Genomic DNA, 9,902 nt, shown 5'->3' on the forward strand with positions numbered 1-9,902 from the left:
GCCTCAAATTCGGTCGCGCGTGGTCTGGCGCCGGGTCTCGGTGTGCAGTGGTGCGCGGGCTGATGCAAAGTACGCGCGCGCGTTGTCGCAGTCCCTGGCAATGCCCGCTGTCAGGGCCTCCAGACTGTCGTATTTCAGCTCGTCGTGCAGTTTGTGCAGCAGTTCCACGCGCACGATTTTACCGTACGCCCCTTCGGGGCCCAGGTCGGCCGACCACTGCAGGCAGTGCGTCTCCAGCAGGACGCGGCCGCCGTTGACGTCGTTTGGGTCGAGCGACGGCCGCACGCCCAGGTTGGCCACGCCCGGCAGCGGTGTTGCGCCCAGCCCGTGCACCAGCACGGCAAAAATGCCGCTGGCGGCCGGTTTCCAGTGGGCAAACCGCAGGTTGAGCGTGCGAAATCCGTTGCCCGCGCCGGCAGCGGTGGCTCCCAGCTCGCGCCCCAGTTTGCGCCCGTGCACCACATGGCCGCTGATCGTGTAGGGGCGGCCCAGCAGGCGCGCGGCTGCGTCCATGTCGCCACTGGCCAACGCCTTGCGCACGGCCGAGCTGGACACGCGCAACCCGCGCACTTCATAGGAGTTCATGCGGGCCACGTCGAAGCCGCGGCTTTGCCCTGCTGCGTCGAGCATGGCGTAGTCGCCCGCGCGCTGTCGCCCGAAGCGGAAATCGTCGCCCACCAGCACATACCGGGCACCCAGGCCCTGGAGCAGCACCTCATCGATGAAGGCCTGGGGCGACTGTGCGGCCAGCCTGGCGTCAAAGGGCAGCACCACGGCCTGCTGAACGCCGCAGCGGGCCAGTTCGGTCAGCTTGTCGCGCAGCGTGCCCACGCGCGCCGGGGCCAGCTCGGGCTTGTTCAGGGCGCCCGCAAAGTAGTCCCGTGGATGGGGCTCGAAGGTCAGAACGCAGCTTTCCACGCCCCGGTGCGCGGCTTCGCTGCTGAGCAGGGCCAGCATGGCCTGGTGGCCCCTGTGCACTCCGTCGAAGTTGCCAATGGTCAGCGCACAGGCGCGCGCAATGCCCGGATGGTGGAAGCCACGAAAGATCTTCATCGATTTGTTATTGATTTGATAGCAACAGGTGCGCTCCCAATAAGCGCAAGACGCTAATCTGTCATGAAATCGGAGTATATTGTGACCCATGGGCGGCCCAGCGCACGGCGCCCGCGAGACGTCAGCGTTCCGATTCCTTGTGTACTTGTGTTCCAGGAGGCGTGTTTTGAAGGTCTTGAAACTGTCAGCCCAGGGCTTGCCCCAGTCGTGGATCTCGCTTGAACAGGCGGTCATTCACTACGCCGCAGGCGAGGTGCGGTGGGAGTCCGGTGCCCACATCGCCCGTTTCCGTGGTGGGTACAACGCCATCACGGGCGAACAGTCGGTCATCGCCGTCAATAGCATCATCGGCACCAAGGGCGTGCCCGGCATCAACCCCTTTGGCCTCAAACCCAGCCTGACCAACAGCAAGTTGTTTGCGCGGGACCGCAATGTGTGCGCCTACTGCGGCGGGCACTTCCATGAAGAAGACCTCACGCGTGAGCACATCGTGCCCTTTGCCCGCAACGGGCAGGACCACTGGATGAATGTCGTCACCGCCTGCCGCCCCTGCAACCACCGCAAGGGCCCGCGCACGCCCGAGCAGGCCCATATGCCGCTGCTGTATGCGCCCTACGTGCCCAGCCTGTGGGAAGACTTCATCCTGCGCAACCGGCGCATTCTGGCGGACCAGATGGAGTTTTTGATGGCGCACGTGCCCAAGTCGTCGCGGCTTCTGGCTTGAAGCAGGGCGCGAGCCGACGAGCGCTCACATCAGGCAAACACGCCTGCGGTGTCTTGCATGCGGGCAGACACTTCGCCCAGGTGGTGCAGGGTGTCGCCGAAGGTCATCTCCAGTTGCGTGAGCTTTTTGAAGTAGTGGCTCACAATGTATTCGTCCGTCACGCCGATGCCGCCGTGCAGCTGCACCGCCTGCTGGCCCACAAACCGCATTGACTGACCCAGCTGCACCTTGGCCCGGGCCATGGCAGCGCGGCGTTCGGCCGCGGGCGCGCCCAGCTTGAGGCTGGCGTAATAGCTCATCGAGCGGGCCAGCTCCAGCTGCATCTTCATGTCGGCCGCGCGATGGCGCAGCGCCTGGAAGCTGGCAAGCGGCACGCCGAACTGCTTGCGCTGGTTCATGTATTCGAAGGTGACGGCAGCGGCTTGGTCCATCACCCCCACGGCCTCGGCGCAGGCAGCGGCAATGCCGGTATCCACCGCCAGCTCCAGCGCGGCCAGGCCATCGGTGGTGATGAGCGCGGCGGGCGCATAGGCCAACTGCACTTGCGCGGCGCGGCTGCCGTCTTGCGTGACGTACCCCTGCGTGGCGACGCCGCTGGCGGTGCGCTCCACCAGGAACAGGGCGATGCGGCCGTCGAGCTGCGCGGGCACGATGAAGGCGTCGGCATGATCGCCCGCGGGCACTATGCTTTTGATAGCGTTAATAGCATACGCGTCGTGCGTAACAGTTGCTTTTGCATCGCAAACGTCCAGGCGGTAGCGTGCCTTGCGCTCCTGGTGGGCCAGCACCACCAGCGCCTGGCCGCTGGCCACGCGCGGCAGCCACGCCGACTGCAGGGCGGCAGGGGCGTGGCGCGACAGCACGCTGCTGGCAATGAACGATTGCGCAATGGGCGCGAGCACGATGCCGCGGCCCAGTTCCTCGGCCACCACCATGGCGTCAATCGCGCCCTGGCCCATGCCGTCATGCGACTCGGGCACGGTCAGCGCGGTCAGGCCCAATGCGGCCAGTTCGTTCCAGGCGGCGCGGTCAAAGCCACCGGCAGCCACGGCGGCGCGGCGGCGCTCGAACGTGTAGCCCTTGTCCACCCACTTGCGGACGGCGTCGCGCAGTTGTTGCTGGTCGTCAGAAAAATCGAAATCCATGTGTCTCTCCTGGTGCTGGCTTGTGGCGCCTTGGCGCCTTCATCAATCAGCGAAGCTCTGGCTGGAACCCCCTCGCGGAGGGGGCACGGGGGAGTAGTCCTGTCGCGCACTGCGCGGACCGCACTGGGCGTCAGCCCAGCACGGTCTGCGCGACGATGTTGCGCTGTACTTCGTTGGAGCCACCATAGATCGTGGTCTTGCGCAGGTTGAAGTACGTGGATGCCAGCGGCGCGTTGGCCGTGGCACCGCCGGGGAAGTTGCCCTGCCAGCCGGCTTCCATGGCTTCCTCGATAAAGGGCAGGGCAAACGGCCCGGCGGCCAGCATCATCAGTTCGGCATAGCGCTGCTGGATCTCGCTACCCCTGATCTTGAGCAGGCCTGCGATGTCGAGCGAATTTTTGCCGCTTTTTTCGGCCGACAGCACGCGCAGCACCAGCATTTCCAGCGCCACGATGTCCACCTCCAGCAGAGCGATCTGGTCGCGAAAACGGCTGTCGTCCCACAGGCCTTCGGTCTTGGCAATGCGTTTTAAGCGCTCGAGCTCGCGCTTGCTGCGGTTCACATCGGCAATGTTGGTGCGCTCGTGGCTCAAAAGGTGCTTGGCGTAGGTCCAGCCCTTGTTTTCCTCGCCCACCAGGTTTTCAACCGGCACCTCGACGTTGTCGAAGAACACTTCGTTGACTTCGCACTCGCCATCGAGCAGCTTGATGGGGCGCACGGTCACGCCGGGCGACTTCATGTCCACCAGCAGGAAGCTGATGCCGGTCTGGGGCTTGCCTTCGTTGCTGGTGCGCACCAGGTTGAACATCCAGTCGCCATGCTGTCCCAGCGTGGTCCAGGTTTTTTGGCCGTTGACGATGTACTTGTCGCCCACACGCTCGGCACGGGTTTTGACCGAGGCCAGGTCCGAGCCGGAGCCGGGTTCGCTGTAGCCCTGGCTCCACCACACTTCGCCGCTGGCGATGCCGGGCAGAAAGCGCCGTTGCTGCTCGGCATTGCCAAACGCCATGATCACCGGCGCCACCATCACGGGGCCGAAGGGGACGATGCGGGGCGCGCCCGCCAGCGCGCATTCTTCTTCAAACAGGTGTTTTTGCACGGCCGTCCAGCCGGGGCCACCGAACTCCTTGGGCCAGCCGAAGGCCAGCCAGCCCTTTTTGCCGAGAATCCTGGCCCAGCCCTGCATGTCGTCTCGGGTCAGGCGCAGCGCATGGTGCACCTTGTGCGAGATGTCCGAGGGCAGGTTGGCCTGAACCCAGCGGCGAACTTCTTCGCGAAAAGCCTGCTCTTCGGGGGTGAATGCGAGATCCATGCAGCGCGTCTCCTGGTGACTGCGCCGTTGTAGCACGGTCGTTCGTTTCAGTCCTGTCCGGGTTGCGACATGGGCGCGGGCTCGGGGGTGATGCCCAGCTCGTCGCAAAGCCGCTGCACGGTGGCGCGCAGGCTGGCCACTTCCTGCTCCAGTGCGTGAACCCGCTCGCGCAGCCCTTCGGTCGCGGCATGGGTGGGGGTGCCGGATGTCCCGGCCGCCGCGTGGCTGGTGTCCACCGGACCGCACAGCAGGTGCGCCCAGCGCTGCTCGCGTGCGCCGGGCGCCCTGGGCAGCAGGGTCACCAGCGGCCCGCCCTTTTCGGCGCTGCGCTCGTGCAGTTCGTCCAGAAAGGCCTCGACTGAGGAAATATCGGCAAAGCGGTACCAGCGCTCGGCGTTGATGCGCAGCTCGCCCGCTGTTTGCGGGCCGCGCAGCATGAGCAGGCCCAGCAGCACGGCGGACTGCTCGGGAACGCCGATGCCACGCTGAAAGTTGTGCTCCCATCGCGTGGTACGGCTGCCGCTGCTTTCAAACGCCAGGGTCAGCAGTTTGAGGGAATCCAGCGCCTCCTGGGCATCGGCGTCGCTCAGCTGCATCACCGGGTCGCGGCTGGTTTTCTGGTTGCAGCCGGTGACCAGGCCGTTGAGCGACATGGGATAGCTGTCGGGCACGGTTCGCGCCTTTTCCATGAGCGTGGCCAGCACGCGGGCTTCGTTGGGGGCCAGGGGGCGGGTGGTGGGATCGAAGGGCATGGCTGGGATAATCTGCGGCAAATGAACAAGAACATTGTGATTTTGATCTCAGGCGGCGGCTCCAACATGGCCGCCATCGTCCGCGCCGCGCAGCAGGAGAACTGGGAGCAGCGCTACGGTGCCCGGGTGGCCGCCGTGATCAGCAACAAGGCCGATGCCGCCGGGCTGGCGTTTGCCCGCAGCCAGGGGATTGCCACCGAGGCGTTGGACCACAAGGCGTTTGAAAGCCGCGAGGCCTTTGACGCCGCGCTGGCGGCGCGCGTCGACAGCTACCAGCCTGCGCTGGTGGTGCTGGCGGGGTTCATGCGCATCCTCACGCCCGGGTTTGTGCAGCGTTACACGGGGCGGCTGGTCAACATCCACCCATCGCTCCTGCCCGCATTCACTGGGCTGCACACCCACCAGCGCGCCATTGACGCGGGGTGCAAATTCGCGGGGGCCACGGTGCACCTTGTCACGGCCGAGCTGGACGTGGGGCCGATTCTGGATCAGGCGGTGGTCCCGGTTGTGCCGGGTGACACGGCCGATGTGCTGGCGGCGCGGGTGTTGACCCAGGAGCACATCATCTACCCGCGCGCTGTCCGCGCCTTGCTGCCAACGCTTTAAGCAAGCTCTGCATAACCCTCGCGAGGATGCGCTGGTGCGGATCGGGATAGGCCACAAGGCGCTTTTTGCAGCCAATAGCACGGCTATTGGCAAGAAAAGCAACGCCGTGGACTGCCCGAGCCCGGGCCCGCCCAGACCGCAGGGAGTTATGCAGAGGTTCCTTAACCGCTGGTGGGGCTTCGACACGCGGCAAACGCGCCGCCATGCCCCACCCCATGCTCGCCCCTGGCGCAACGCGATTGCGTCGCTGGCTCAGGCGTCTTCGCCGGTGACCGTGGTGCAGCGTTCAAACCGCGGTCGCAGCACGCCGTCCACCACCACATGGTCTGCAAACATGGCGGCCGGGCGCACCCACAGCCCGCGCTGCCCGTAGAGCGCGCGGTACACCGTCATGGCCTCCAGGGTTTCGCTGTGTCGCGCCGTGCCGACCACTTCGTAGAGCATGCCCTTGTAGTGGCGATACAGCCCCAGCGGCGGGGTGTCAGGCAGGGGTGGAAGGTCGGAGTCGTTCATGGTTAGGATAGTGACTGGCAAAAATCAACCACGCGAGAGGGGTGCGCTTGGATCAGGCAGATTTTGTGCACCTCGTGCGCTTGAGCGAACACGACAGTGCTGACAACAACCGAGCCTACCGGCTGCGCCTGGCTGCGTTTGCCGCGCTCGGCTATGTCTGGGTGCTCGGCTGCCTCTTGCTGGCCATCGGCATTCTGGCCTGGGTGCTGCCCGCGTTGCTGTCGGGCAGGTTTCGGATTGTCATGGTTTTTGCATGGCTGGGCGCCGCCGCACTGTTGTGGGTGAGCGTGCGGGCGCTGTGGGTGCGGCTTGACCAGCCTTCAGGCGTGGAGGTGACCGCGCTCGATGCCCCCGACCTGTTCGAGGCGCTTGAGCGAATCCGCCGCAAGATCAAGGGCCCGCCCATCCACAAGGTCACGCTCAACGACGAGTTCAACGCAAGCATCCAGCAACTGCCTCGCTTTGGACTGCTCGGTGGCTCGGTCAATCACCTCACCATCGGTCTGCCGCTGATGCTGGCGCTGGACCGCCCCCGGTTGATGGCCGTGCTGGCCCACGAGTATGGCCATCTGCGCGGCGACCATGGGCGTTTTGCAGCCTGGATCTATCGCACGCGGCTGTCATGGATGCGCCTGAACCACAGCCTGTCTGACAACGTGGGGCCCGTGGCCGCTGCCACGCAGATGTTCATGCGCTGGTACTTTCCGCGCTTTTCGGCCAGGACCTTTGCACTGGCGCGCCAGGATGAATACGAGGCCGACGGCATCGCTGCGCGCCTGCTAGGGCGCGAGGTGACGGCTGCAGCGCTGATCGAGATCGAGGTGCGCGGAGCCTGGCTGCGCGCGGAGTTTTGGCGGGCACACTGGAGTGCTGCGGCTGACAGTTTGCTGCCCGTGGGGCCGTACCGCAGGATGCGCAAGCTGCTTGCGGCCCCGCCCGATGCCGCTTTTGCCAACGATGCGCTGCGCCAGGCCCTCAAACGCCTGAGCAACCTGGAAGACACCCACCCTGGACTGCGCGACCGCATCGAAGCACTGGAGACTGCTCCTGCCCTGCCAGAGTGGTCACGCGGCACCGCACTCGGGCTGCTCGGCACCGAAGTCAAGCGATGGATGGCGCATTTGGACAAGCAGTGGTGCCGCGATCATGCGTCGGAATGGAAACTGCACCACGCGCGACTGGGGCGGGTGCGCGAGCGCGTGAAGGCGCTGCAAGCCGCCATGCCCCAGGCAAGCGCTGCCGATCTGGTGGAGCTGGCGCGCCTGAGGCGCCAGCTAGACCCGCGGGCCGCCGTGCGGGACCTGTACGAAGTGGCTCTGGAGCGCAGCGCCGAGTACCCTCCAGCCCTGCGCGGGCTGGTCACCTGCCTTGATAAGGATGACAGGGAGGCCAAGATGGCACTGCTGCACCGGCTCTGGGAGGCCGGTGGCAACACCCGTTACTGGGCAGCGCGCGCCGCGCTGGCCGAACTGGAGACCCCACGCCTTGGAGTCGACCACGACGCTGCGGCCTTCAAGCAGTGGCGCAGGCGCTTTGAGCGCGCCCAGGAGGCAGAGGATCGGGCCTGGGACGAGCTTTCGGGGACGTCATTTTTCAGCCAGATCACGCGCCATGACCTGAGTCCGTTCGAACTGACCGAGGTGCAGGCCGAGCTGTCGCGTTGTGCGCCGGTACGACGCTGCTGGCTCGTACGCAAGAATCTGCGCGACTATCCGCAGCGCCGCGCCTACCTGGTGTTTGTGGAGCTTCCCGGCATGAACCATGAAGGCTGCGACCGCCTGTGCCGCAAGCTCGAACGCAGCCTCAGCCTGTCCGGCCCCGCGCTGGCGTTGTGGGCGGGAGAGTCGCTGACCCTTGGCAAGATTGAGCGGGCTGCTTTCGAGCCCATCTTTGAGCGCTGACGCACGCGGGGGTGCGTCTGGGTGCAGCCCCCGGCGCGGGCCGTGGTGTGCCTATGGCAGTCGCGTCATTCAAGGCCCAGCGCCTCCACGCTCCCGCGGCCTGCGCGCACCACCACGGGGTCGCCCCCCGAGCCCATGGGCGTCAGGTCCACCACGGTCGTCGCCTCCAGCGGGCAGGCACCCGCGTCCACAATGCCGTCCAGCAGTTTCTCGTACCGGCTGCGAATCTCGTGCGGGTCGTTCAGCGGCTCGGTCTCTTGGGCCGGGATCAGGGTGGTGGCCAGCAGCGGCGCACCGTGCAGTTCCAGCAGCAACTGCAGCCCCTTGCCGTCAGGCACACGCAGGCCAATCGTCTTGCGCGACGGATGGCTCACCCTGCGGGGCACTTCCTTGGTGGCTTCCAGGATGAACGTGTACGGGCCAGGGGTGCCGAGCTTGAGCAGGCGGTACTGCCGGTTGTCCACCCGTGCGTAGTTGGCCAGCTCCGACAGGTCGCGGCACAGCAGCGTAAGGTGGTGCTTGTCGTCCACCTGGCGGATACGGCGCATGCGGTCCACCGCGTCCTTGTCGTCCAGATGGCACACCAGCGCGTAGCTCGAATCGGTGGGCACCGCCAGGATGCCGCCTTTTTGCAGCAGCGTGGCGGCCTGCTTGAGCAGGCGCGGCTGCGGATTGTCGGGGTGAACTTCGAAGTACTGGGCCATGCGGCGAGGGTGATTGTTTTCGTGCGGGTCGACAGTTGGTAGTCATCCCGGTCGCGTCATAAAGGGCCACGGGCGCGGCGCTTTTGCCATGCCGGGGCGCGGGCTCAATGCTGGATGCGGTCCTGCAAAAGCTCCCACACGGGCGTCAATTCGCCGGGCAGGAACGGCAACTGGCCCAGGTCGGTGCGCGACTCGCCAGGGCTGTGAAAATCACTGCCCCGCGACGCGGCAAGCCCGAACTCCTGGGCCATGGCCGCGTAGGTGACGTATTCCGCTGTCGTGTGGCTGCCCGTCACCACTTCAACGCCCGTGCCGCCATGCGCCTTAAATTCGCTGAACAGCGCAAATTCTTCGTTGGCTGTGAATCTGTAGCGCGCCGGGTGCGCAATGATCGCCATGCCCCCGGCGCCAGTGATCCAGCGCACTGCGTTGCCCAGCGTGGCCCAGCGGTGCTCCACATAGCCGGGCTTGCCTTCGGTGAGATATTTGCGAAAGACCTCGGGGGTATCGCGGCAGACGCCAGCTTCCACCAGAAAACGGGCGAAATGCGTGCGCGAGATGAGCGCGGGGTTGCCTACGAAACGCAGGGCTCCCTCGTATGCACCGTGTATGCCGACTGCGGCCAGTTGCTGCGCCATTTCCATGGCCCGCTCGCCGCGGCCACCGCGCGTGGCCGCCAGGCCCGCAGCCAGTTGGGCATTGTCGGGGTCGAAGCCCAGGCCCACGATGTGCACGGTCGTGTTGGCGAAGGTCACCGAAATCTCGGTACCCGTGAGGTAGGGCAGCCCCTGGGCGCGTGCCGCGGCGGCTGCGCGGTGCTGCCCGCCGATCTCGTCATGGTCCGTCAGCGACCACAGCTCCACCCCCTGGGCCTTGGCGCGGCTTGCCAGATCCTCGGGCGTGAGGGTGCCGTCGGACACCACGGAGTGGCAATGCAGGTCGGCGTTGAGATAGCTTGGCACGTTTTTGATTTTACGGGCGTCGGTCGTTTTGCGCCTTGGCGAGGCGCATGCCGCTGTCATTTTGGCGACGGCTGCGGGGCTGTGGCTTCGACGGGCTCAGCCCGAACGGGTGGGGGGGGGGGCTGTGGCTTCGACAGGCTCAGCCCGAACGGGTGGGGGGGGGGGCTGTGGCTGCGACAGGCTCAGCCCGCACGGGGGGGGTGCGGGGCTGGCGTGGACAGGCTCGGCCG

The 9,902-nt window shown here is 66.1% G+C and carries 10 protein-coding genes; 3 read left to right on the forward strand and 7 right to left on the reverse strand.

What is annotated here, in order from left to right; translation table 11 throughout:
- Positions 1-3: 3 nt before the first annotated feature.
- Entirely contained in the window at positions 4-1,053 is a 1,050-nt protein-coding gene (locus tag ACK543_RS14485) for a bifunctional riboflavin kinase/FAD synthetase (protein WP_409943536.1), read from the reverse strand.
- Between the two features lie 166 nt (positions 1,054-1,219).
- Here ACK543_RS14485 and ACK543_RS14490 point away from each other — a divergent pair, with 166 nt between their 5' ends.
- Positions 1,220-1,777, forward strand: a complete 558-nt coding sequence (locus ACK543_RS14490; protein ID WP_409943537.1) for an HNH endonuclease — start codon at positions 1,220-1,222, stop codon at positions 1,775-1,777.
- Positions 1,778-1,806: 29 nt separating this feature from the next.
- On the opposite strand, the gene ACK543_RS14495 is transcribed toward ACK543_RS14490, so the two are convergent.
- The 3 genes from ACK543_RS14495 to ACK543_RS14505 form a co-directional block, all read right to left on the reverse strand.
- Entirely contained in the window at positions 1,807-2,922 is a 1,116-nt protein-coding gene (locus tag ACK543_RS14495; protein WP_409943538.1) for an acyl-CoA dehydrogenase family protein, read from the reverse strand.
- A 130-nt stretch (positions 2,923-3,052) separates the two neighbouring features.
- Positions 3,053-4,234: an acyl-CoA dehydrogenase family protein gene (locus tag ACK543_RS14500; RefSeq protein ID WP_409943539.1), complete on the reverse strand. Its 1,182-nt coding sequence runs from the start codon at positions 4,232-4,234 to the stop codon at positions 3,053-3,055.
- Positions 4,235-4,281: 47 nt separating this feature from the next.
- Positions 4,282-4,986: a YceH family protein gene (locus ACK543_RS14505; protein WP_409943540.1), complete on the reverse strand. Its 705-nt coding sequence runs from the start codon at positions 4,984-4,986 to the stop codon at positions 4,282-4,284.
- A gap of 21 nt (positions 4,987-5,007) precedes the next feature.
- On the opposite strand from ACK543_RS14505, the gene purN reads away from it, so the two are divergent.
- Positions 5,008-5,592 carry a phosphoribosylglycinamide formyltransferase gene (gene purN, locus ACK543_RS14510; RefSeq protein ID WP_409943541.1) on the forward strand — a complete coding sequence of 195 codons (585 nt, stop codon included), beginning with the start codon at positions 5,008-5,010 and terminating at the stop codon, positions 5,590-5,592.
- Positions 5,593-5,844: 252 nt separating this feature from the next.
- Here the strand turns inward: purN and ACK543_RS14515 are convergent, their stop codons facing one another.
- Entirely contained in the window at positions 5,845-6,105 is a 261-nt protein-coding gene (locus ACK543_RS14515; RefSeq protein ID WP_409943542.1) for a DUF1653 domain-containing protein, read from the reverse strand.
- A 47-nt stretch (positions 6,106-6,152) separates the two neighbouring features.
- On the opposite strand from ACK543_RS14515, the gene ACK543_RS14520 reads away from it, so the two are divergent.
- A complete protein-coding gene (locus ACK543_RS14520; RefSeq protein ID WP_409943543.1) occupies positions 6,153-8,006 on the forward strand; it encodes a M48 family metalloprotease in 1,854 nt (617 codons plus the stop codon).
- 65 nt (positions 8,007-8,071) lie between these two features.
- On the opposite strand, the gene ACK543_RS14525 is transcribed toward ACK543_RS14520, so the two are convergent.
- Both ACK543_RS14525 and ACK543_RS14530 read right to left on the reverse strand, forming a co-directional pair.
- Positions 8,072-8,710, reverse strand: a complete 639-nt coding sequence (locus ACK543_RS14525; protein ID WP_409943544.1) for an L-threonylcarbamoyladenylate synthase — start codon at positions 8,708-8,710, stop codon at positions 8,072-8,074.
- 104 nt (positions 8,711-8,814) lie between these two features.
- The gene (locus ACK543_RS14530; protein WP_409943545.1) at positions 8,815-9,672 is read right to left on the reverse strand and encodes a 3',5'-nucleoside bisphosphate phosphatase; all 858 of its coding nucleotides are present in this window, start codon (positions 9,670-9,672) and stop codon (positions 8,815-8,817) included.
- Positions 9,673-9,902 lie beyond the last annotated feature (230 nt).

The sequence above is a fragment of the Acidovorax sp. genome, assembly GCF_046341535.1.
Classification (GTDB): Bacteria; Pseudomonadota; Gammaproteobacteria; order Burkholderiales; family Burkholderiaceae_C; genus Acidovorax.

What these genes read in the sequence shown, in the direction of transcription:
- ACK543_RS14485 (WP_409943536.1), bottom strand. Translation starts at nt 1,053, where the DNA reads ATGAAGATCTTTCGTGGCTTCCACCATCCGGGCATTGCGCGCGCCTGT.
- ACK543_RS14495 (WP_409943538.1), bottom strand. Translation starts at nt 2,922, where the DNA reads ATGGATTTCGATTTTTCTGACGACCAGCAACAACTGCGCGACGCCGTC.
- ACK543_RS14500 (WP_409943539.1), bottom strand. Translation starts at nt 4,234, where the DNA reads ATGGATCTCGCATTCACCCCCGAAGAGCAGGCTTTTCGCGAAGAAGTT.
- ACK543_RS14505 (WP_409943540.1), bottom strand. Translation starts at nt 4,986, where the DNA reads ATGCCCTTCGATCCCACCACCCGCCCCCTGGCCCCCAACGAAGCCCGC.
- purN (WP_409943541.1), top strand. Translation starts at nt 5,008, where the DNA reads ATGAACAAGAACATTGTGATTTTGATCTCAGGCGGCGGCTCCAACATG.
- ACK543_RS14515 (WP_409943542.1), bottom strand. Translation starts at nt 6,105, where the DNA reads ATGAACGACTCCGACCTTCCACCCCTGCCTGACACCCCGCCGCTGGGG.
- ACK543_RS14525 (WP_409943544.1), bottom strand. Translation starts at nt 8,710, where the DNA reads ATGGCCCAGTACTTCGAAGTTCACCCCGACAATCCGCAGCCGCGCCTG.